Annotated in this window: 21 protein-coding genes and 1 tRNA gene; 7 read left to right on the top strand and 15 right to left on the bottom strand. The window is 63.7% G+C overall.

Annotated elements, in window-relative coordinates; translation table 11 throughout:
* Window positions 1-81 precede the first annotated feature (81 nt).
* The 4 genes from ABJF10_RS01735 to ABJF10_RS01720 are packed head-to-tail and all read left to right on the top strand — an operon-like array spanning window position 82 to window position 7,058.
* Complete coding sequence (locus ABJF10_RS01735) at window positions 82-1,374, top strand: TolC family protein (RefSeq protein ID WP_348542786.1); 1,293 nt, start codon at window positions 82-84, stop codon at window positions 1,372-1,374.
* Window positions 1,371-2,915: a sulfatase gene (locus tag ABJF10_RS01730; protein ID WP_348542785.1), complete on the top strand. Its 1,545-nt coding sequence runs from the start codon at window positions 1,371-1,373 to the stop codon at window positions 2,913-2,915. The genes ABJF10_RS01735 and ABJF10_RS01730 overlap by 4 nt, the downstream gene beginning before the upstream one ends.
* Window positions 2,916-2,928: 13 nt before the next feature.
* Window positions 2,929-3,966, top strand: coding sequence for an efflux RND transporter periplasmic adaptor subunit (locus ABJF10_RS01725; RefSeq protein ID WP_348542784.1), 1,038 nt, complete (start codon window positions 2,929-2,931; stop codon window positions 3,964-3,966).
* Entirely contained in the window at window positions 3,963-7,058 is a 3,096-nt protein-coding gene (locus ABJF10_RS01720; RefSeq protein WP_348542783.1) for an efflux RND transporter permease subunit, read from the top strand. The genes ABJF10_RS01725 and ABJF10_RS01720 overlap by 4 nt, the downstream gene beginning before the upstream one ends.
* A 49-nt stretch (window positions 7,059-7,107) precedes the next feature.
* Here the strand turns inward: ABJF10_RS01720 and ABJF10_RS01715 are convergent, their stop codons facing one another.
* From ABJF10_RS01715 to ABJF10_RS01685, 7 genes are all read right to left on the bottom strand, one after another.
* A complete protein-coding gene (locus ABJF10_RS01715) occupies window positions 7,108-7,899 on the bottom strand; it encodes a hypothetical protein (protein WP_348542782.1) in 792 nt (263 codons plus the stop codon).
* A 49-nt stretch (window positions 7,900-7,948) separates the two neighbouring features.
* On the bottom strand, window positions 7,949-8,269 hold the full coding sequence (locus ABJF10_RS01710) for a hypothetical protein (protein WP_348542781.1): 321 nt from the start codon (window positions 8,267-8,269) through the stop codon (window positions 7,949-7,951).
* Between the two features lie 21 nt (window positions 8,270-8,290).
* A complete protein-coding gene (locus ABJF10_RS01705) occupies window positions 8,291-8,746 on the bottom strand; it encodes a hypothetical protein (RefSeq protein ID WP_348542780.1) in 456 nt (151 codons plus the stop codon).
* 26 nt (window positions 8,747-8,772) lie between these two features.
* Window positions 8,773-9,054: a PadR family transcriptional regulator gene (locus ABJF10_RS01700; protein ID WP_348542791.1), complete on the bottom strand. Its 282-nt coding sequence runs from the start codon at window positions 9,052-9,054 to the stop codon at window positions 8,773-8,775.
* A gap of 114 nt (window positions 9,055-9,168) precedes the next feature.
* Window positions 9,169-9,840 carry a YkgJ family cysteine cluster protein gene (locus ABJF10_RS01695; RefSeq protein WP_348542779.1) on the bottom strand — a complete coding sequence of 224 codons (672 nt, stop codon included), beginning with the start codon at window positions 9,838-9,840 and terminating at the stop codon, window positions 9,169-9,171.
* Between the two features lie 163 nt (window positions 9,841-10,003).
* Window positions 10,004-10,411 (bottom strand): response regulator, encoded by a 408-nt coding sequence (locus tag ABJF10_RS01690; RefSeq protein ID WP_348542778.1) that lies wholly within the window; start codon window positions 10,409-10,411, stop codon window positions 10,004-10,006.
* A 104-nt stretch (window positions 10,412-10,515) separates the two neighbouring features.
* A tRNA-Pro gene (locus tag ABJF10_RS01685) sits at window positions 10,516-10,589 on the bottom strand.
* Window positions 10,590-10,708: 119 nt separating this feature from the next.
* On the opposite strand from ABJF10_RS01685, the gene ABJF10_RS01680 reads away from it, so the two are divergent.
* Window positions 10,709-11,626: a hypothetical protein gene (locus tag ABJF10_RS01680; protein ID WP_348542777.1), complete on the top strand. Its 918-nt coding sequence runs from the start codon at window positions 10,709-10,711 to the stop codon at window positions 11,624-11,626.
* Between the two features lie 239 nt (window positions 11,627-11,865).
* On the opposite strand, the gene ABJF10_RS01675 is transcribed toward ABJF10_RS01680, so the two are convergent.
* The 5 genes from ABJF10_RS01675 to ABJF10_RS01655 form a co-directional block, all read right to left on the bottom strand.
* The gene (locus ABJF10_RS01675; RefSeq protein ID WP_348542776.1) at window positions 11,866-12,624 is read right to left on the bottom strand and encodes an ROK family protein; all 759 of its coding nucleotides are present in this window, start codon (window positions 12,622-12,624) and stop codon (window positions 11,866-11,868) included.
* A 100-nt stretch (window positions 12,625-12,724) separates the two neighbouring features.
* Entirely contained in the window at window positions 12,725-15,013 is a 2,289-nt protein-coding gene (gene ligA / locus ABJF10_RS01670; RefSeq protein ID WP_348542775.1) for an NAD-dependent DNA ligase LigA, read from the bottom strand.
* A gap of 84 nt (window positions 15,014-15,097) precedes the next feature.
* On the bottom strand, window positions 15,098-15,409 hold the full coding sequence (locus tag ABJF10_RS01665) for a type II toxin-antitoxin system RelE/ParE family toxin (protein ID WP_348542774.1): 312 nt from the start codon (window positions 15,407-15,409) through the stop codon (window positions 15,098-15,100).
* Entirely contained in the window at window positions 15,406-15,639 is a 234-nt protein-coding gene (locus ABJF10_RS01660; protein WP_348542773.1) for an addiction module protein, read from the bottom strand. Before ABJF10_RS01660 ends, ABJF10_RS01665 begins: the two co-directional genes overlap by 4 nt.
* 84 nt (window positions 15,640-15,723) lie before the next feature.
* Window positions 15,724-16,140, bottom strand: coding sequence for a VanZ family protein (locus ABJF10_RS01655; protein WP_348542772.1), 417 nt, complete (start codon window positions 16,138-16,140; stop codon window positions 15,724-15,726).
* Window positions 16,141-16,184: 44 nt separating this feature from the next.
* Here ABJF10_RS01655 and murQ point away from each other — a divergent pair, with 44 nt between their 5' ends.
* Both murQ and ABJF10_RS01645 read left to right on the top strand, forming a co-directional pair.
* A complete protein-coding gene (gene murQ / locus ABJF10_RS01650; RefSeq protein ID WP_348542771.1) occupies window positions 16,185-17,909 on the top strand; it encodes an N-acetylmuramic acid 6-phosphate etherase in 1,725 nt (574 codons plus the stop codon).
* A 74-nt stretch (window positions 17,910-17,983) separates the two neighbouring features.
* A complete protein-coding gene (locus tag ABJF10_RS01645) occupies window positions 17,984-19,153 on the top strand; it encodes a hypothetical protein (RefSeq protein ID WP_348542770.1) in 1,170 nt (389 codons plus the stop codon).
* A gap of 478 nt (window positions 19,154-19,631) precedes the next feature.
* Here ABJF10_RS01645 and ABJF10_RS01640 read toward each other — a convergent pair whose 3' ends face one another.
* The 3 genes from ABJF10_RS01640 to ABJF10_RS01630 are packed head-to-tail and all read right to left on the bottom strand — an operon-like array spanning window position 19,632 to window position 20,627.
* Window positions 19,632-19,895: a CopG family antitoxin gene (locus ABJF10_RS01640; protein WP_348542769.1), complete on the bottom strand. Its 264-nt coding sequence runs from the start codon at window positions 19,893-19,895 to the stop codon at window positions 19,632-19,634.
* Between the two features lie 18 nt (window positions 19,896-19,913).
* The gene (locus ABJF10_RS01635; RefSeq protein WP_348542768.1) at window positions 19,914-20,195 is read right to left on the bottom strand and encodes a BrnT family toxin; all 282 of its coding nucleotides are present in this window, start codon (window positions 20,193-20,195) and stop codon (window positions 19,914-19,916) included.
* Window positions 20,196-20,246: 51 nt separating this feature from the next.
* The gene (locus ABJF10_RS01630) at window positions 20,247-20,627 is read right to left on the bottom strand and encodes a VOC family protein (protein WP_348542767.1); all 381 of its coding nucleotides are present in this window, start codon (window positions 20,625-20,627) and stop codon (window positions 20,247-20,249) included.
* Between the last annotated feature and the right edge of the window lie 8 nt (window positions 20,628-20,635).

Here is a 20,635-nt window from a genome sequence, read left to right as displayed (position 1 = left end):
CCCGGGGTGCCAACCGGTGGGTGGAGCTGCCACCCGAAGGATCTTCTGTCACGAGTCCTCCTCGTCCTCGCTGTCGTCGCCATGCCCCTCGGCTGCGCGAAATACACTTCGCGCCCCCTGGATGCCGGGGGGCGCGCGACGGCGTTCACCGGGCGCTCGCTCAGCGACGATGGCCTGCGCAAGTTTCTCGCGCAGCAAGGTGCCGCCGGTGGTTCGTGGAATGTCGAGCGACTCGCGTTGGCTGCGGTTTATTTCCACGGTGATGTGGCCGTCGCGCGTGCGGTGGCGGAGGAAGCGGAAGCGGGGATCAAGACGGCGGGGCAATCGCCCAATCCGGTGCTCACTTTTTCGCCAGCCTACGATACGACCGCCGCGCCTGCGTGGATTCTGGGTGGTACGATCGATGTGCCAATCGAAACCGCTGGAAAACGAGGCAAGCGCCTGGCAGAAGCCCGGGCCATGGCGGAGGCGGCGAACTTTCGCATGTCCGTGGCGGCGTGGGACGCGCGAACGAAAGTGCGTGCCGCGCTGCTCGATCTGTACACCGCGCAGGAAAACAGCGCGCTGCTCACGACGGAAGTCGCGCTGCATCAGGAAGCGGTAACGAAACTCGACGCCCAGGTGAAAGCGGGCGCCGCTTCGGCGTTCGAGTTGATCCAGGAGCGGCTCGGTTTCAATCGCTCCAGGCTCGCGCTCCACGATGCGGAGAAACTCTCGGGCACCTCCCGTGCGCAGCTCGCGGCGGCCGTCGGCGTTTCATCCGCGGCGCTCGAGGCGGCTGCACTCGATTTCTCCGCCTTCACTTCGTTGCCGCCCGCGCCCGGCTCCGGCGTGCGCCGCCGGGCGCTTGTGAATCGCGCTGACTTACTCGCGGCGCTCGCGGACTACGCTGCCGCGGACGCGGAGTTGCGGTTGCAAATCGCGAAGCAATATCCCGACGTCCATCTCCAGCCCGGCTACCTCCTCGACCAGACAGACAACAAATGGTCGCTCGGACTCTCCATCGAATTGCCGATCATCAATCAAAACCGCGGTCCGATCGCGCAAGCCAGCGCCCGCCGGAAAACGGTCGGTACGACATTCGAGGCGAAACAGGCATCGGTCTTCGGTGAGATTGAAATCGCGCTCGCCGCCTACCGCGCGGCCCGGGCCAAAGCGGCGACTGCCGACACGCTGGCGGAGGAAGCAGCGCAGGCCTCCGATACGACGAAGCGTATGGTGGACGCGGGCGAACTCGTGCCGCTGGAACTCACGCGCCGCCGCATCGAAGCCAGCGCCGCCAATCTTTCGCGCCTCGAAGCCCGCGCGCAGGCGCAGCAAGCCGTCGGCGCGCTCGAAGCCGCCCTGCAAACCCCGCTCCGCACTGTCAAATGAATCCCTCCCCCTGCCGCCTCATCCGGAAATCGTTCCTTGTCCCCGTCTTAGCTCTTTTCCTCTCGTGCGTGTCCGGGGCCGCGGATGCGAAACGCCCCAACGTCCTCTTCATCATCTCAGACGACTTGAACAACAGCCTCGGTTGCTACGACCGGCCGCTGATGAAGACACCAAACATCGACCGGCTCGCCGCGCGAGGCGTGCGCTTCGATCACGCGTACTGCGCCTTCTCGCTCTGCGGGCCGAGCCGCAATTCGTTCCTCACCGGACTGTACCCGAACAGCACGGGCATCCTCGCGAATGCCCAGATCTTCCGGCAGACCATCCCGTCGCGCGTCAGCCTGCCTCAGGCGTTCCGCCAGCAGGGCTACTTCGCTGCCCGCGTCGGCAAGCTTTATCATTACAACGTGCCCAACTCGATCGGCACCACTGGCCACGACGATCCCGCTTCCTGGGAAGTAGAGACGAACCCAGCCGGCGTCGACCGTCTGGATGAAGAGCCTCTGATCTACAGTCTCACGCCGGGACAATTTGGCGGGACCCTCAGCTGGCACGCCTCGGAAAATCCCGACGAGAAGCATACCGACGGCCTCGAGGCCGCGGATGCCGAATGGATTTTGGAGCGTTGCGCGAAACACCCGGAACGTCCGTTTTTCCTGGCGGTCGGTTTCTTCCGCCCGCACACCCCGTACGTCGCGCCGAAGGCTTATTTCCAGATGTATCCGCAGGAGCAGATGCCCGTGGTGCAGGGCGTCGCAGAAGACCAGAAGGATATCCCGAAGGCGGCGCTCATGAGCTATAAGAAGGAGCAGGACAAATTGACCGACGATCTCCGCCGCCAGGCGCGGCAGGCTTATTACGCCAGCGTCAGTTTCATGGATGCCCAGGCCGGCCGCGTACTCGCGGCACTAGACCGGCTCGGTCTGCGGGACAACACCATCGTCGTCTTCACCAGCGATCACGGCTATCAACTCGGCGAACACGGCTTGTGGCAGAAGCAGAGCCTCTTTGAGGAAAGCGCCCGGGTGCCCCTCATCATGGCCGGCCCCGGGGTCGGCGCACCGGGCAGTGTGGCCGCCTCCCCGGTCGGACTCATCGACCTTTACCCTACGCTCGCGGAACTCTGCGGGGTGAAGCCGCCCGCCGTCCTGCAAGGCCAGAGCCTCGCCCCCATGCTCAAGGATGTCACGGTGACCGGCCGCGGATGGGCCCTCACGCAGGTGGTGCGCGGGGGCGGATTCAAGCGGTTCGGAGCCAGTCCCTCCGTGGGCGACAATGTCCGGTGCTTCTTCGGCTGCAGCCTGCGCATCGACCACTGGCGGTACACCGAATGGGACGAGGGCCGGGAAGGCCGCGAACTTTACGATCACGATGCGGACCCCAGCGAAATCACCAATCTCGCGGAAGATCCCGGCAAGGCGGCGGCGGTCGCCGAGCTCTCCGGAAAGCTGCGCGAAGCGGTGAAGTCTACCTTTCCCGCCGACGGCAAGACCCCGGAATTGCGTCCGGACAACTGGGCCCCGAACCTCACCAACCCCTGAACCAGCCGCCGCCATGACACGAATCCCTGCAGCCCTTCGCATCTCCCTGGCGGCGCTGGTGCTGGTCGCGCCGATGACGCGCGCCGAGGAGGAAAAGAAAGTCGAAACCGAAGTTGCTGTGCAAGTGGCGAAGATCACCCGGGCCACGCTGCATCGGGTGGTGACGGCTTATGGCAACATCGAGCCGGAACCGCTGGCTTCCGCGAGGCTCGCGCCCGCGCAAGCCGGCATCATTGCGGAAGTGGATGCGGTCGAGGGGCAGCGCGTGGAGAAAGGCGCGGTCCTCTTTCGGCTCGACAGCCGGGCGGTGGACGCGGCCGTGGAAAAGGCCGGACTGGCCATCGACTTCGCGCAAAAAAACGCGGACCGGCAGAAGAAGCTGATCGCCGCGGAGGGCACGTCGGAAAAGCTCGTGCTCGAAGCGCAACAGGCGCTCGCCGCCGCGAAGTTGGAACTCGCCACGGCGAAAGTGCAGCAATCGCTCCTCAGCGGCGAAGCGCCACTCGCGGGCACCGTTGTCAGCATCAGTGCGCGGCCCGGCGAACCAGCGGACGCGACGAAACCGCTGGCGGAAATCGTGGATCTCGACCGTCTTGCCGCCAGCGTGCGGGTGCCCCGGGCGAACGTCTCGGAATTGCACGCCGGGCAAAAGGCGCAACTGCTCACGGGTCGGGACGCGCCGCCGGTTGAATCGAGCGTCACCTTCGTCAGCCCGCAAGTCGATCCGGCCACGGATACTGTGCTGGTCCGCCTCACGGTGCCGAAAGGCGCGGGCTTGCGCCCCGGCCAGTTCTTGACCGCGCGCATTTTCAGCGAGGAGCGCCAAGACCGCCTCGCCGTGCCGGCGGCGAGCGTGGTGAAGGATCCCGACGCCGGCACGGTGATCGCGCTCGTGGAAGGCGACAAGGCGACCCGCAAAGCGGTGAAGGTGGGATTGCGCGAGGGCGATCTCGTGGAAGTCGAGGGCGAGGGATTGAGCGACGGCCAAACGGTCGTCACCGTCGGCGCATATGGGCTGCCGAAAGAAACCAAGGTGCGCGTGCTCAAGTGAACCTCGATCAACTGGCGAGAAAAGACGGCACGTCGCTCGGTGATTTCGCCATTCGGCACTCGAAGGCCATCGTCTTTATCGCCCTCATCCTCTGTCTCGCCGGCATCTACGCTGCCGTGAAGATGCCATCCTCAGTCTTCCCGCAGACAAATTTTCCGCGCTGTGTCATCCTCGTGGACAACGGGGTGATGCCGGCGGACGAAATGATGGCCACCATCACGCGGCCCATCGAGGAGGCGATGAAGGACATCCCCGGCGCCGTGACCATTCGCTCTGCGACCGGACGCGGCTCTGCGGAAATCAATGTCTTCTTCACCTGGGATGTGGACATGGTCCAGAGCGAGCTCTACGTGCTCGGGCGGCTCTCGCAGATCCGCAGCACGCTGCCGGCGACCGCCACCAGCACCGTCTGGCGGCTCACGTTTTCCGCGTTCCCGATCGTGGGCGTCAGCCTCACCAGCCCGACCCGCGACACCACGGCGCTTTGGGAAGAGGCGCGCTACGATCTCAAACCGCGCTTTCTGCGCATTCCCGGCGTGGCGCGTGTGGACATCGTGGGCGGGCGCACGCCCGAGTATCACGTCATCGCGGACCCGTTGCGTTTGCAGGCCGAGGGGCTTTCGCTCGCGCAGGTTGGCGACGCCCTCGTGCGCAACAACCTCATCTCGCCCGCCGGATTGCGGGAAGAAGACTACACCCTCTATCTGACGGTGGTCGACGGGCGGTTGCGCAAAATCGAAGACATCGAGAATCTCACCGTCGGTGTCGTCAACGGGCGACCCGCGGCGATCAAAGACTTCGCGCGCGTCGAGCGCGGACCGGAGCCGGTCTTCAATGTGGTGACCGCGGAAGGCGTCGACGCCGTGCTGATCAACATTCGCAGCCAGCCCGATGGCAGCACGCTCAACATCGCCCGCGATCTCGAAGCCGAGCTGGCCCGCTTGCGCCACGAATTGCCGCCGGACATGAAGCTCGCATTTTTCTACGACCAGTCGCAGCTCGTGCGCGCTTCAGTGGGCAGCGTGTGGGAGGCCATCGCATTCGGGCTGCTTCTGTCCGTCGTCATTATCTATTTGTTCCTGAAAAACTGGAGCACGACGCTCGTCGCGGTGGTGGTTATCCCGGTCACCGTGCTGGTGACGCTCGTCGCCATGAAGCTCACCGGGTTGGGCTTCAACTTGATGACCCTCGGCGGGATTGCGGCGGCCATCGGCCTGGTCATCGACGACGCCATCGTGGTCGTCGAGGCCATCTACGCGAAGATCGCGCAGGGCCGTGCGCGCCTGGAAGCCATCTCGCTGGCGATCGGCGAAATCTTTGCTCCGCTCGTCGCCTCGACGCTCACCCCCGTGGTCGTCTTCCTGCCGCTCGCCTTTCTCGGAGGATTGGCCGGCGTCTTCTTCCGCGCGCTGGCGATGACGATGGTTGTCTCCTTGCTCACCTCGCTCGTCCTCGCCATCACCCTCACGCCTTCGCTCGCCGCGTGGCTGATCCGTGACTACGCGCACCTCGATCACGGCCATACGCCGGCGAGCGAGGAAGGCGGCCCCATCCTGGGACGACTCATCCGGGCTTATGAGTCCGCCGTGCGCCGGGCCCTGCGCTTCCCGTGGCTGACGCTCGGCGCCTGTCTCGTCCTGCTCGCCGCTGGCGCGTTTTTCTACACCCGGCTCGAAAGCGACTTCCTGCCCGCGATGGATGAAGGCGGCTTCGTCATCGACTACGTCGCGCCGTGGGGCACGAGCCTCAGCGAAACCAGCCGCCAGCTGGCGCAAGCCGAGGAAATCATCCGCGCCACGCCGGATGTGGAGAGTTATTCCCGCCGCACCGGGGCGCGCCTCGCGCTGGCCATTGCGGAGCCCAACACCGGCGACTTCCTGGTGAAGCTCAAGCGCGACCGCCAGCGCAGCGCCGATGACGTGATCGCGGAGTTGCGCGGCAAGTTTCTGGCGGCCATTCCCGGAATCGATTGGGATTTGCACGGCATCCTCGGTGACCTCATTGGCGATCTCACGTGGTCGCCCAAGCCCATCGAGGTGAAGCTCTATTCCACCGATACGGAGTTCCTCAAAGAGAAGGCGCCGCAGATCGAAAAGATCCTCAAGGAGGTGAAAGGCGTCGTGGACACTTTTGACGGACTCACGATGACCGGCCCCTCGCTCAGTCTGCGCGTGCGCTACGCGGATGCCCAACGTTTCGGCCTCAATGCCGATGACATCGCCGCTACCGTGAAAACCGCACTGCTCGGGCGCACCGCGTCGAGCGTCCTGGAAGGCGACCGCATCGTGAACATCCGGTTGCTCGTAGATAGCGCCCAACTCGGCCGTATCGACGCACTCCGCGCCCTCCCGCTCCGCACCGCGGGCGGTTCACTCGTGCAACTCTCCCAGGTCGCCGACTTCACCGAGGAGCCCGGCCAGATCGAGTTGCGCCGCGAAGACCTCCGCCAGGACGTCGCGGTCACTGCCCGGCTCGAAGGCCGCGACCTCGGCAGCGCAATGGCGGAAATCCGCGAAAAACTCGCGCAGGACAAATCGCTCCCGCCGGGGGCCATCGAGTTCGGTGGCTTGTTCCAGCAGCAACAGGAATCCTTCCGCAACCTCCTGCTCGTCCTGGCCACGGCCATCCTCCTCGTCTTCACCGTGCTGCTCATCGAGTTCCGTTCCTACCATGAGCCCATCGCCATCGTTTTCGGTTCCGTGCTTTCGCTGCTTGGCACCGTGCTCGCTCTCTGGCTCACCGGTACCACGCTGAATATTGTCAGCTTCCTTGGCGCCATTATCGGCGTCGGGATTGTGGCCAAAAATGGCATCCTCATGCTCGACTGCGTGACCCATTTGCGCTCTGCCGGAGCCACGCTCGACGAAGCCCTCGTCCGCTCTGGCCACCGCCGCCTGCGCCCTGTCCTCATGACCTCGCTCGCCGCCGGCATCGGCATGCTGCCCCTCGCCTATGGCATCGGCAGCGGAGCCGATATGCTCAAGCCCCTCGCCATCGGCGTCATCGGTGCGCTTTGTTTCTCGATGTTTTTCTCCCTCATCGCCACGCCGGTCCTTTACCGCCTCCTGTGCGGGCCAGACCGCCCGGCGTGATTCTGCGAAAGGTGAAGGATGGCGGCGGCGGCGCGCACGGGCGCGCGGACTATTTCTTCGACTTGCCGTCCTCTTTGGCCTCCTGGGGACCCCAGGTAATTTGGAAGGCAAGGTAGCCTTGGAATTCCGATTGACCCTGAACGGTGTGGCCGGCGGAAAAGAGGATGTGATAGGTGTCCGAGAGATCCCAGATGCCACCGGCGTTGAGCGCGGTGGAACAGTGGCTGTCCACGCTGTCGGGCGTGCGGAATTGGATTTCCATGCCGGCGGTGAAGGACGTGGTGATCTTGCGCTGCACCTCCCAGCCGGCGAACCAGTAGTCGCGGTTGCCCTCGCCGGGATTGATCCAATAGCCGCCCCCGCCGTAGGTGGTCCAGTCGCCGAATTTCTTCTGCATCCAGATGGGGAGAAACACCTGCGCCTTGCCGTTGCCGAGATCTTCGTTGTGGTTGCCGGTGGGCAGCTCCACGATCGGGAAGAAGCCGATCTGGGGCAGCGTGTCGGTCTCGTGGAAAAATCGATATTTGATGCCCAGCTCGGTGTCGGCGTAGCCGTAACGCGCGGGCTCGCCGGGCGCCTTGTTGTAGCCAAAGGGGGCGATCACGTGGAGCTGCACGTCGGGCAGCACGCCGTAGTTGATCTCGATATGCGGTGCCGTGCCGGACCAGCCGTCGGCATTATGAATCTGCTGGGTGGCGAGGTAAAATTCCCAGTGATGGAGTTCCACCGGCTCGGGGTCGTCGGTGAGAAAAGGCGGACCGGCGTGGGCGGCTCCGGCCAGCGACAGGATCAGGACGGCGAGGCCGGCCAAAAGACGGAAGGGCGATTTCGAGTGCATCATGGGGATGGTTTGGTGGGTGGGCTGCGGAGTGGAAAAGAAGTGCGCCGGGTCAGTCGATGAACAAATAGAAGCCGATGATAATGAGCGCGGCGGCGCCGACTGCGGAGAGGACGGTGCCGATGAGACTGTTGGTGGTCATGGCCACTCCCCGGCCGCCTCTAGCTAGGCCAAAGAGTCCGCCCAGGGCCAGAAAGAGAACGATCACGATGGCGCTGTGCGTGGTCCAATGATGGCCGAGGACTTTTTTCATTCCGCCCATGACGGCCTCGCTCTTTTCCTTCACGACTACGATGATCGCATTGACGACGCAGGCGACGGCGAGAGCGAGCCCGAAGGCAATGGTGCGTTTGGAGAGGGTGGTGTTTTCCATGTGGGGTTCCGGGTGGAAAAGTTAGTGGGGCAGCAGGGCGACTTTCACGCCCATGGAGATGATGGCGCCTTCGCCATCCATGGCCAGGGCGAGCAGGGCGATCATCGCGGTCACCCAGAGCATGAGTTTGCGCGCATCCTTGCTTTTGGTCAGGTTGTCCATGGCGGCGATGGGCAGGTAGGTGGCCACGAGGAGCAGCATGATCACGAGATGCTCCTTGGTCTCCATGACCATGTTATGCGCGAAGGGCCACGGCCCCTTGAGGATGATGGCCTTGTCCACCTTATAGGCAGTGACGTACCAGTACCCGCCAATGAGAAACGCGAGCCACATGAACGCGGCGGCGCCCCAGCTCATGCGGCGGATGCGCGCCAGGTTGGTCTCGTTGGCGTGCAGCACGTCCACGAACAGCCAGGCGGCGGTGACGAGGCAGGCCACGCCGAAAAGGACATGGGCCATCAGGATGATCTCATTCATAGGGATGGGGGATGGGTGTGCGGTCGCTATGCTTTCTTTTTCCCGGTTTTCGCTCCGACTTCGTGGAAAAGTTCCTGCAAGCGGGCGCGCACTTCCTGCAAGGCCACGCGACCTTTCGGCGTGATCCGGTAGAGCCGCCGCCGGGCGCCGCCTTTTTCGTCGCGACCTTTGATCCAGCCATCTTTTTCCATCGTGCGCAGCATGGGATAAAGCGTGCCGGCGCTGATCTTGTAACCGTGGTGCCGCAGCTCCTCGATCATCCAGTTGCCGCACAGGTCGCCCTCCTCGGCATGGTGGAGGACGTGCATCCGGATAAAACCGGCAAGGACGCGCTGGAGGGGTTTGTCGACGGGATCCACTATCGAATTTCGATTACGAAAATCGTGGATAGCGATCCCTCACCCCCGGAACAAGAAAAATCCTCAATCCGTCGGCGTCACCGAGGCGTGCAGAAAGGCCTGCTCGTGGGCCCGCCACCGTTTCCAACTGGCGGGATCGTGCAACGCCTCTTCCAGCGCGGTGCCGAGTTCATAGATCGTGTGGTCAAAGCCGAGCTCGGCGTAGGCGTCGATGTTCTCCTGCATCGCACCGGTCAGCGCACGGAAAAGATCGCGGTCATGCGCGCCGGGAAATTCCAGGTCGTCCGGATGATCGAAGGTGAACACGCACGCGGCGAGATCCTGCGAGTGATGCCGGCGGCAACATTGCGGACGCGCCGCGTAGACACTGCAATGGCCATCTTGCAGGAGCGGGCAGATGATGTTTTGCGTGGCGTGCTCGAAGACGGTGAGCGGCAGCACTTTTTCCGCGTGCCCGGCCAGCCGCTCGAGCAGGGCTGAAATCGCCTCGGCGGAAAAATGACGGCGAATGTGGCGGGCGAGCAGAAAGATCTCGTGGGCGAAAACCTCGACCCGCAACGAGCAGCACACCGAGCAACCCGCGCCGCAATCCAGCTTCACGCCCTTTTCCGCGATGATCTTTTCGTTCAGCGCATCAAAGGCCGCGAACGAGCGGCCGACCGCGTGATCGTATTGCTCGGGCGACAGCGATTGCGCGATGTCGTCGATGAGCTGTTGGGTGGAGAATTCGGCCATGCGCAACCAGCGTGGCTTCCTCCGTGCGCGTCGTCCAGTGCGCGCGTGAAGGGTCGAGGTGTGCTGGAGGGCACCGCGCCGTCGGTGCCGGGAACCAGTCCTCAAGAAAGCGACGGCGCGCTCCCCTCCGGCTCCCGACGCGAAAGGCCTTTTGGCCGTTGTTCTAAGTCTTCAACGGCGCGCCCTCGCGGCGCGGCTGGAGCAGAGCCGAAAGGCCGGCGAGAAGGTCCGTGATCGAGAACGGCTTGCCGAAAATGGCGTCGAAAAGCTCCGGGCGCTCCACGCGACTGGGAATCCCGGTAATCAGCACGATCGGCTGTTCGGGCGCTTCCTTCTTGATCAGCGCGGCCAGCTCTTCGCCGTTCATTCCCGGCATCGTGCGGTCGGTGATGACGATGTCCCACGGGCGCACGCGGAAAAGACGCAAGCCCGAGGCGCCATCCGCCGCCATGCCCACATAGTAGCCCGCATTGCGCAGAACCCGTTCGACAAAGTAACACACCGTAGGATCGTCCTCCACGAGCAAGATGGTTTTGCTGGGTGGCGCGGCGTTCTCGGCAGGCGGAGTCATTTTTCGGTCGGCAGTGACGTGAGAATCGGTTGACCGCCACGAAACGGTCGTTCGCCGTCTGTTTTCCAGCGGCCCTGCCCCCGGGGAGACTCCCGGGAAAAAAATCGGGGTGACAGGATTCGAACCTGCGACCTCCTGGTCCCAAACCAGGCGCTCTACCAAGCTAAGCTACACCCCGATGCGAGGGGGGCACTATGCGGTGAAACCGGAGGGCGGCAAGGAATAACGTGTTTCCTCTTGGGGGAGCGGCGCTCCTCGTGGTTTTATCCTCCTTCCCCTCAAAAACTCTCGCTCCCCATGACGACACGCCTTCTCCTCTGTTTTCTCCTGCTAATTGCCCGCTTTGCTCAAGGCGATGAGGCGGTCCCCAAGCGGCCAACCCAGGCTGCACCGGCCTCGACTGCGATCACGAAGGGGCAGCGCATTTTCGCCGCGCACCACAGCTATTTCATTCAGGTCCCGCCCATCCTGACGGAGATCGCCACGGCGGGCGGCTTTCCAGATCAGGTCATCGTCGGCACCAAATACATCGGCGGCTCCAAGGCGCTCTACCACTGGAACGTGAAGGATGAGGACAACAAGGCCAAGGAAGCGCTCAAGGCCGGCGCCGTGGATGTGCTCATCCTCACCCCGGTTTATCTTCCCGATGACGGGATCGAAAAGTTCGCGCGCCTCGGGTTCGAGAACAATCCAAACATCCGCGTCACGGTGCAGGAATTCTGGCTGCCCTACGATGAGTACCAGCCGCACTACTTCGATCCGCCCGGCATTCCGAAACCGACGCAGGTGGATCACAATGCGCCAACCGGGGCCACCTTGCGGGCCATGCACGAGCGCTATTTCCAGGAGATGGATGCGCTCATCAGCGGCTTGAAAAAGGACTTGGGAAAACAGGTCGTCTACGTGGTTCCAGCGGGGCAGGCGGTCATCGCGCTGCGGGAGAAGATCATCGCCGGGCAGGCGCCGGGATTGAAGGCGCAGTCCGACCTGTTCACGGACCCGCTCGGCCATCCGAAGCTGCCCCTGCAGGTGCTCATTTCCTACGTTCACTACGCCGTGATTTATCGGAAAAGCCCGGTCGGCCTCCCCATTCCGGAAGCGTTGCGGAAGGTCAAACGCGAGCCGGCCGAAATGGAGGCCTTGAACCGCCTGTTGCAGGAAGTGGCTTGGGACGCGGTGATTCATCACCCGCTGAGCGGAGTCAAAGCGCCGTAGTCTATAGTGGTTCCATGGCGAGCGGTGCGCGCCGGAGGCGCCTCCCCAACCCCGTCATCCTGAGCTTGCGAAGGATCTCTGATTTCGCTCTGGCATCTCCCGCTTCGCCAAGAAGGCAATCCTTAAGCAATCGTCTGCCGCATGGGTGAGGAAAGGCAGAAACCAGAGGTCCTTCGCAAGCTCAGGATGACGGGAGTTTTCGCTCCGCGCCACTGAACCCCAGCCTCCACGATGCACGCCTAACCTTTCTTCTTCCGCTTCGCGACGACCGCTTTCGTCGCCTTGGCCCGCGGTTCCGCTTTGCGATGGACGCGCCAGGTCGTGCCGTACGGCTCCGCGCGAAAGTCGGCGCCACCCCAGAGGCGGACGGCTCCCATGATCGCTTCCCGGTTGCTGGTGCGCCGGCACTTGGGCGGCAGCGGCTCAAGCACCTTGGCATTGCCGCCCCCGATTACGGTGTCGGCCGGCCAGAAAATATCCTGCAGCAGCGAGACCGCAGCGTGCACATTCTTCTGCCAGCGCGCGTGTCCGTTGACCCGCCGTGCCTCCTTGGTCAGGCGCGACATGAAGGTCTGCTTGCGGCTGAAGGGGATCAATCCCAGCTCGACGGGCACGATCACGTCGTCCGCGATCAAGGCCGCTCCCACGCTGGTGCCAAAGCCCACGAAGAGCATCCGGCCGCCCTTGTAATTGGCCAGCGCCTGCAACGCGGCGTCGTTGATGATGCGCACCGGGCAGTTAAAGGCCTTGGCAAAGTCGAAGCGCAGCCAGCCGCCGGAAAGATTGAGCGGCTCTCGCACCAGCTTCCCATTTTCCACCAAACCGGGGAAACCGAGCGCGATGGCATCGTATTGCCAGTCTTTGCTCAGGCGCTTCACGCCCGTCACCATTTGCCGTGCGGTCAAGGTGCGGCCCGAGGGAAACTTTCGCATCTCCTCGTTGCCGCTCACCATGACTTTCACATTGGAACCGCCGATATCGATCATGAGCACTTTCATAAAAGGGAGTCTGCGGCCGGTGATGGATCGGGGGATTCAGCTATCGCTGCCAGCTATTCGGCGGATGTCGGCAGCACGGCTGCATAAACCCAAAGAACCGCTAAACCGCGAACCAATCGTCCGCCGCGCTTTTCGTCCCTGCTCCTGAACCAGCCAGCAGCTCGAGAAATTGGTCTTCCGTCAGCACTGTCACGCCCAATGCTTGCGCGTCCTCCAGCTTTGACCCCGCGCCGGGGCCCGCGACGACGTAGCTCGTCTTGCGGCTCACCGAGCTGGAGACATTGCCCCCGAGCGCGCGGATTTTTTCCGAGGCTTCGTTGCGCGACATCTTTTCCAGCGTGCCGGTGAGCACGAAGGTCTGGCCGGCGAACACCTGATCCCCTGCGCCCGGGCTGCTGCCGGCGGGAGCGATTTGGAGATGGTGCAGGCGCTTCAGGGTTTCGCGTCCCATCTCACTCGCAAACCAATCCAGCGCTGCTTGCGCGACCACCGGTCCCACTACCGTCACCACATCGGCATCGGTTGCCCCCTTCTTCTTCGCCGGTGCGGCGAAGGCTGCGTCGAGCAACCGCCGGCCGGCGGCATTGGCCTCCGCCTGCAGTTCCGCGTGGTGGGTGGCAAGCTGTTGTTTCTCCATCGCGGTCGCCTCTTTGTTGTGGCGGGCACGCGGATTGGCCCCATCCGCCTCGGTGTGCAACCGAGCGAGCGCCACCACATCGCGGAGCGACGCGGAGTCGCGCACGGCCTCGATGGTGGGGTGATGCTTCGCCAGGTCGTGGGCCGTCTCCTCGCCGACTTCCGGGATGGCCAGCGCGTGCAGCCAGCGGGCCAGCGGCAGGGTCTTCGCCCGCTCGATGGCGCCGAGCACCTTGGTCGCGTTCTTCTCGCCGAAGACGCGCGGTTCCTCATCGGTGCCGAGATTCAGCGGCCCGAGTTGTTCCAGCTTGAGATCAAACAAATCGAGCGGATCGCGCACCAGGCCGCGCTCGACCAGCTTGTCCGCCACGATGCCGCCGAGGCCGTCGATATCGAGCGCCCCGCGCTTGGCGAAGTATTCGAGGCGGCGGGTCAATTGCGCCGGGCAATTCACGTTCTCGCAGACCCACGCGGCGAAATCCGGGTCGCGCTTCACGGTGCTGCCGCACACCGGGCATTTCCCGCCGATGTGCGCGAGAAAATCAAACGGCGGCGTGTGCGGTGGACGCTTCTCCAGCACTACCTTCACCACCGCGGGAATGACCTCGCCCGCCTTCTCGATGACCACGGTGTCGCCGATGCGGATGTCCTTGCGCTTGATCTCGTCCTCGTTGTGCAGCGTGGCGCGGCTGATCGTGCTCCCGCGCAACAGTACCGGCTCCAGCTCGGCGACCGGCGTGAGCACACCGGTGCGACCGACCTGCACGGTGATGCCGTTCAACTTCGTCTCCGCTTGCTCGGCCACATACTTCCAGGCCTTGGCCCATTTCGGCGCGCGCGAGTGGTAACCCACGCGCTCCCGCTGCTCGAGGGAGTTGAGCTTGATGACCGCGCCATCCGTCTCGTAGCCGAAGGTGTCGCGGATGGAATCGAGTTCCTCGATCGCCGCCATCACTTCTTCTGCGGTGTGACACACGCGGGTGAACTTCGGTGTGCGCAAGCCGAATGCTTTCATCCACTCCAGCAGCGCAGCCTGGGTGGGCGGCAGGTCGGTGCTGATCTCGCCGAGGCCGTAGAGCACGATCTCCAGCGGACGCTGCGCGACCAGCGCCGGGTCGAGCTGCTTGAGCGTACCGGCGGCGGTATTGCGCGCATTGGCAAAAGGTTCCTCGCCCGCCGCGATCATCTCCTCGCGGATCCGCTGAAATCCCGCGACCGGCAGATACACTTCGCCGCGCACCTCCAGCACTTCCGGCGCGCTCTTGCCGTGCAGGCGCAGCGGGACGCTGCGCAGCGTTTTGAGATTGTCTGTAATATCGTCCCCGGTCTCACCGTCGCCCCGCGTCGCGCCGCGGGTGAAGAGGCCATCCTCGTAGCGCAGGCTCACCGCGAGGCCATCTACCTTCGGCTCCACAAGCCATTCCAGCGTCTCGCCCGGCACCAGCTTCTCCACGCTCGCGATCCATTTGCGCAAGCTCTCGAAGCCTTCCTTGGCGAACAGATTGTCCAGCGAAAGCATCGGCACCCCATGGCGCACCTGCTCGAAACCCGCGGTCGCCTTTTCGCCGACCCGCTGCGTCGGCGAATCGGGCGTCAGGAATTCCGGGTGCGCCGTCTCGAGATCGCGCAGCTCGCGAAAGAGGGCGTCGTACTCCGCGTCCGCGATGGTCGGCGTCGCCTCGTCGTAGTAGCGCCGATTGTGCTCCTCAATCTGCTGCCGGAGCTGGTCGATGCGGGAGTGAACGTTGGGCATAAAGCATTTCGCGGAGTAGATTTCCGAATCGAAATGGATGCGAGCCCGTTCTGTTTTCCAGAGCGGGTCCGCATCACCTCGATCTCATTGGTCGGCTAAGCGCTTCCGCCAGTGGTGTTCGTCGCAGGCAAAATGCAATACGCAGATAACCAGGACGATACCATCAGCAACTTCGTAGACGATCCGGTAAGGAAATCGGGTGGGACGAACCCAGCGGATATTCCTCTGGCGATGGCGGCGGGAAACCAGCAGCGGGTTGGCAGACAAGCCGTCAATGGCCTGTGAAACAGCGGCGACGAATTCTCCCCCAAGTCCGCTTTGCTGGCTTTCATACCAGTCGGCCGCATCCGCGATATCGACCTCCGCCTCCGGGCGAAGGATGACTCTGAAACTCATCGCACGAATCGGGACTGCAACCGCGCCTTGGCTTCTTCCCATGGCACGGCGGAGGCGGGGTTCTCGTCGTGGGCGGCCAGCCTGGATTCAATCAGCCGCTTTTCTTCGACGCTCAAGCTGTCGTCTCCGTCGAGCCAGCCGCCTTGCAGTTCGAAGACTTTCTCCATGACTTGCTGGCGCTGCTCGGGGGTCAGGCGAGGAAGTTCGTCGAGGATATCAGCCAGGCTCATAAGCGAAGCTTAGACGGCGCGGTGCGCGATTTCAACTCGGCTTCACGATCGCTGGGGGCATTGGAATAGCGCCGATTGTGCTCCTCAATCTGCTGCTGGAGCTGGTCGATGCGGGAGTGAGCGTTTGGCATAAATCGATACGAGGAGAATGGCTCCGGCGGCGCCGCCCAGCGTGTCGGCGGTCCAGTCGCCGACGTCCTTGGCGCTGCGACCGGGGGTCCATTGCTGGTGCCATTCATCGCTCCAGCCGTAAGCGGAAACGGCCAGGGTGTTGATGAGCACGATTTTCTTCCAGCTCCACTGGGTGTTGCGGCGCAAGGCAAACGCCATCACCACCCCGCCGGCCGAAAAAGCGATGAAGTGCAGGGCCTTGTCCCACCAGTGGGTGATGTTCATCTGCTCGACCTCAGCCGCGCTCAAAGTCGAGAGATAGAAAATGATGCCCGCCCAGGCGACCACGGTGCACCAGCAAAAAATACGGAACCAACGAGAGGAAAGCATCAGGCAGGATTGAGTGTCGGGCGATGTTTCACGATAGTGGAGGCATGGAAAGTCCAAAGCGCATTCTCGGCCTCGAAGGAGGCGGCACCAAAACCAACTGGGTGCTGCTCGCCGGCGACGGCTCCGTGCTGCGCGAGGGCGTGCTGCCGGCGTCCAATCTGAAGCTCATTACTGATGAGGCGCTGACCGATCTCCTTTCCGTGCTGCCGCGCGAGGCCACACATGTCGGCGCGTTCCTCGCCGGCTGCGGGACGGACGAAGACCGCGCGCGGCTGCATCGTCTCGTGGAGAAGGCCTGGCCGCAGGCGCAACTCTCCATCGGCAGCGACCGCGACTCCGGTCTCGCCACCGCTTTCCGCGACGGCGATGGCATCGCGGTTATCGCCGGCACCGGCGCCGCCGTGCACGGCCGCCACGGGCAGCGGATCGAGAAAGCGGGCGGCTGGGGCCAGTTGCTCGGCGACCGCGGGAGCGGCTACGATGTCGCCCGGCGCGGCTTGCGCGAGGTGCTCACCCATTTCGACCTGAACCAAAAGATCACGCCCGTCGCCGGGGAGATTCTCCGCATCCTCGGGCTCAACCGGCTCCAGGATCTCGTGGGCTGGGCCACGCAGGCCGACAAGATGAGCGTCGCGCGGCTCGCGCCCGCTATCTTCCGCGCGGCCCGGGTCGGCGAGCCGCAGATGCTGGAGATCATCGAGTCGGGCGCGCAGGTGCTCGCGGAGTTCACGCGGGCGGTGGCCGAGCGCCTGGAGTTTCCCGACGCGCCGGTGCGCCTCATCGGCGGTATATTTACGAATCACGAAGAGTACGCCGCGCTCTTCCGCTATCGCCTGAGCGCGCTGCTCCCCAAGGCCACGGTCGAATTGTGCGGCGAGTCGGGCGCCTTGGGCGCCGCCTGGCTCGCCGAGCACACGCCCAGCGCTCCGCCGGTGCGCGAGACTGTCGTCGTGGCCGATGCCGGCGCGCTGGCCGCGGCTGCCACCGAGCAGAGCAACCCGCGCTCGGCCGATCTCGAAAAGCAGACCACGGCGGAACTGGTCGAGCTTTTCATCACCGAGGAGCCGAAGATCACCGAGGCGCTGGCCGCCCGGCGGGCGGAGTTGATCGCCGCCGTCGATCTCGAGCGCGCCGCGCTCACCGCGGGGGGCCGTCTGTTTTATGTCGGCGCCGGTACCAGCGGACGCCTCGGCGTGCTCGATGCGAGCGAGATCCCGCCGACCTTCGGTGCTCCCCCCGAGCTCGTGCAGGGGATCATCGCCGGGGGAGTGACGGCGCTGCACCGCGCCGTCGAAGGCGCGGAAGACCAGCCCGAAGCCGGCGCGTTGTCGGTGCTGGAGCGGGGCGTGACCGCGCGCGATGTCGTTTGCGGCATCTCCGCCAGTGGCCGCGCGCCCTTCGTCCTGGGCGCCCTCGTTCGTGCGCGAGAACTTGGGGCGCGCACGATTCTCCTCACCTGCAATCCGACGCGCGTTGCCACGCGTTGGGACGTGGAGATCGATCTGCCCACGGGGCCGGAGGTTGTCACCGGTTCCACGCGCCTCAAGGCGGGCACCGCGACCAAGGTCGTGCTCAACATCCTTTCGACGTGCGCCATGGTCCGCCTCGGCCGCGTGCGCGGCAACTCCATGGTCGACCTGCGCATTTCCAACGCCAAGCTCCGCGACCGCGGCGTGCGGCTGGTGAGTGGCGAATTGAAGATCAGTTACGAAGAAGCCCGGGAGCGCCTGGAAAAAGCCAACTGGAACGTCCGCGCCGCGCTCCACTGAAGGCATTGGTCATGACAATTTTCTGGCAAATAATTTTCCGTCCACGCTGTCGCGCTGTTTTCGCGCTGGCGGGCGTGGCGCTGCTGATTCTCGCGACCAGTGCTATCGCCGGCGCGGAGAAGCAGTTCCCGGATTTCAACTTCGCAGTCTCGATCCCGGATGGCTGGCAGGAGATTGCCGACAAGGCGGCCCAGGGTGGGCTGGCGGCGGGCTTCTGCTCGGCGGACCAGACGCGGATGTTCCTGGTTTTCCGGGACGACCGTGCCGCACCGGCGGGCGAACTGGACGACCAATTTGTCACCGACTACGAGCAAAAGATCGAGAGCACCGGGGGCGGCAAACGGCTTTCCGGAAAGTTCGTGATCGTGCAGGGCATCAAGAGCTACGAGCGGACAGGGGAGGGGATGTGGAGGGGCAACAAGGTGACCACGCTGTCCCGCACCATCCCCTTGGGCGACCATTTGTATTTGCTGCGGGCGATGCGTTGGGATGGCGGCCGGGCAGAAGAGGATCCGGCGATCCGTGAACTGATGGAGAGTTTCCGTTTTCCTTCTCTGCCATCCACGCGGGATTTGGTCTCCGTGGTACCGTCTGAGCCGGCCGCTGCGTCGGTGCTCGCCGAGTCCTCCGCGCCATCTGCGGGGGACGAGGACCTCGGAAAATCCCTCGAGAAAAGACAGACCTCGAGCGACGAAATGGAGCCTCTGCTCATGACGCTGGCCATCGTGGGAGGGTCGCTTTTCGTCATTGTCCTGATCATCGTGCTGGTGGCGCGCCGGCAGAAAAAAAGCGCCGCGCCCGCTATGCCTCCGCCCGCACTCGCGCGAAAAGCGCCGGGACCACCACCTTCTCCCGCGAAGACATTCGCGCCGGCGCCCTTGTCGAAGGCATCGGCTCCCTCTTCGGCGAAAGCCCCCACCGCACCGTTCTTGTTGAGACCGCCCGTCGCGAAAGCCTCCGCGCCGCCACCCTCGGCGAAACCGGCCACGCCACCCCCTCCGGCAAAAATCTCCGTAGCGCCTCCGCCCGCAAAAATTTCGGCATCACCCCCCTCCGCAAAAACAGTCACTCCGCCGCTACCGGTAAAAGCCCCTGCACCGCCTCCCGTGGTGGATGCGCCGGTGGCACCACCGCCGACTGAAGCTTCCGCGCCACCCCCCTCCACGAAACCGGACGCACCACCAAAAGCGTCCGCCCCGCCTCCATTCGTCATCCGCCCACGCCAGACGTATCGGCGCGAATGACGCGACCACAGGGGCTGCCGCGAGCGCGTCAAAATCGTGTGCAATGCAACTTATTCACAGGCATTTGGGAACAACTCGGCACATGCCGATATTTGGGCGTCCACATTTAACACGCTGGCTAATTTCCACCACGTGTTCCCACGCATTCATTTTCCGCCAATGTGCAGGGGCTTACCAATTTACTCTGGTTTGAGCATTTTTATGGCGCGAAAAACCCGCTTGGCATGACCGGTGCTAAAGGAGCACGTGTTCGCAATTGCGAACGGGGAAAAAATCCAAATAGGGGAGCAGCTCGACTGGAGGGCATTGCCTGAGCGGACCGGGGGGAACCGTTCAGGCCGGGCCAGTCGAGCTGCATTTCCCTTGGGGTTGGGGAAGACGGGGAAGTGGAGGAAAGCAATCGGTCTTCAGTGCTCAGGAAGAGCAACTCGCCACCTGACCGACGTCACTGATCACTGACTACTGATCACTTCCCCCACTACAGTTCCTTCTCCAGTCGCTCGCTCAACCACTGCTTGATCATGCTCTGGTAATTCAAGTAGCGCGAGCGGGCGATGCGCTTGATGCGGGCCAGCAGCCGCGGATCGAAACGCAGGGTGATCGTCGTCGATTCCCGCGTGTCGGCCTTCAGCAGCGAGCCGTTCATCAGCCGCACTTCGAGCCGGGCGTCGAGCCAGAATGCGGCTTCCTCTTCTTCGCTTTCGAAATGCGGGACTTCGGCCCAAGTGGTGACGACTTTCATGAGGAAAAGAAAAGGGGGTTAGTAGGTGCTCTCGGCATTCTTCCGGTCGTAGAAGGCGAGTTCCTCTGGGGTCATGTCCCGCGACAGGATCGCCCGGTAGCGTTTCCCGTCGGTCCAGAAAACGGTGAAGATTCCGCGGTCGCTGACCGATTTGCCGAGATTGAAATAGCGCGCCTTCTCACTGTCATCCCCAGCCTCGGGCAGCAGACGCAGGCTGAAGGGATCCTCGAACGATTCCTCAATCTCCTTGGGCGAAATCTTGCGCAGATCGAAGGGGGCGTCGAGCCAGTCAAACTCCATTGGGTCTTTCGGATTGGGGATTGTGGATGGGATTCCTCCCGGAAGGCGCCCTCATGGCGCGTGCTGGATGAGCTCGATCTCGTAGCCCTCAGGGGCGTCGACAAAAGCGATGACACTGCCTGAACCCGTCGGCGTCGGGCCGTCGGAGAGCGGATAGCCCTTCGAGGCCGAATGCTTCGCGAACGCCTCCAGGTCCTCCACTTCAAAGGCCAGGTGGGTGATGTCGTGGCCCACCTTCACCTCCCCGCTGCCGTCGTATTTGCAAATCTCGATCTCCTCCGCGCTGCCCGGTGCCTTGAAGAACACCAGTTGCGAGCCTCGGGGCGAGGTATGGCGGCGCGTCAGTTCCAGCCCGAGCACGTCGCGGTAGAAGGCGACGGTCTTTTCGAGGTCGCTCACGCGATAGCGGGTATGGAGGAGCTTTTTAACCATGGAAAATT

It is taken from the genome of Chthoniobacter sp. (genome assembly GCF_040003245.1).
Taxonomy (GTDB): domain Bacteria; phylum Verrucomicrobiota; class Verrucomicrobiia; order Chthoniobacterales; family Chthoniobacteraceae; genus Chthoniobacter.
This window is presented reverse-complemented; position numbering and strand designations above follow the sequence as displayed.

Bases quoted from the DNA above. Each gene is read 5' to 3' on its own strand.
- ABJF10_RS01715 (WP_348542782.1), bottom strand. From the start codon at position 7,899: ATGATGCACTCGAAATCGCCCTTCCGTCTTTTGGCCGGCCTCGCCGTC.
- ABJF10_RS01630 (WP_348542767.1), bottom strand. From the start codon at position 20,627: ATGGTTAAAAAGCTCCTCCATACCCGCTATCGCGTGAGCGACCTCGAA.
- ABJF10_RS01690 (WP_348542778.1), bottom strand. From the start codon at position 10,411: ATGACTCCGCCTGCCGAGAACGCCGCGCCACCCAGCAAAACCATCTTG.
- ABJF10_RS01675 (WP_348542776.1), bottom strand. From the start codon at position 12,624: ATGAAAGTGCTCATGATCGATATCGGCGGTTCCAATGTGAAAGTCATG.
- ABJF10_RS01700 (WP_348542791.1), bottom strand. From the start codon at position 9,054: ATGCACGTCCTCCACCATGCCGAGGAGGGCGACCTGTGCGGCAACTGG.
- ABJF10_RS01655 (WP_348542772.1), bottom strand. From the start codon at position 16,140: ATGCTTTCCTCTCGTTGGTTCCGTATTTTTTGCTGGTGCACCGTGGTC.
- murQ (WP_348542771.1), top strand. From the start codon at position 16,185: ATGGAAAGTCCAAAGCGCATTCTCGGCCTCGAAGGAGGCGGCACCAAA.
- ABJF10_RS01735 (WP_348542786.1), top strand. From the start codon at position 82: ATGCCCCTCGGCTGCGCGAAATACACTTCGCGCCCCCTGGATGCCGGG.
- ABJF10_RS01665 (WP_348542774.1), bottom strand. From the start codon at position 15,409: ATGAGTTTCAGAGTCATCCTTCGCCCGGAGGCGGAGGTCGATATCGCG.
- ABJF10_RS01710 (WP_348542781.1), bottom strand. From the start codon at position 8,269: ATGGAAAACACCACCCTCTCCAAACGCACCATTGCCTTCGGGCTCGCT.
- ABJF10_RS01680 (WP_348542777.1), top strand. From the start codon at position 10,709: ATGACGACACGCCTTCTCCTCTGTTTTCTCCTGCTAATTGCCCGCTTT.
- ABJF10_RS01730 (WP_348542785.1), top strand. From the start codon at position 1,371: ATGAATCCCTCCCCCTGCCGCCTCATCCGGAAATCGTTCCTTGTCCCC.
- ABJF10_RS01660 (WP_348542773.1), bottom strand. From the start codon at position 15,639: ATGAGCCTGGCTGATATCCTCGACGAACTTCCTCGCCTGACCCCCGAG.
- ABJF10_RS01695 (WP_348542779.1), bottom strand. From the start codon at position 9,840: ATGGCCGAATTCTCCACCCAACAGCTCATCGACGACATCGCGCAATCG.
- ABJF10_RS01635 (WP_348542768.1), bottom strand. From the start codon at position 20,195: ATGGAGTTTGACTGGCTCGACGCCCCCTTCGATCTGCGCAAGATTTCG.
- ABJF10_RS01705 (WP_348542780.1), bottom strand. From the start codon at position 8,746: ATGAATGAGATCATCCTGATGGCCCATGTCCTTTTCGGCGTGGCCTGC.
- ABJF10_RS01725 (WP_348542784.1), top strand. From the start codon at position 2,929: ATGACACGAATCCCTGCAGCCCTTCGCATCTCCCTGGCGGCGCTGGTG.
- ligA (WP_348542775.1), bottom strand. From the start codon at position 15,013: ATGCCCAACGTTCACTCCCGCATCGACCAGCTCCGGCAGCAGATTGAG.
- ABJF10_RS01640 (WP_348542769.1), bottom strand. From the start codon at position 19,895: ATGAAAGTCGTCACCACTTGGGCCGAAGTCCCGCATTTCGAAAGCGAA.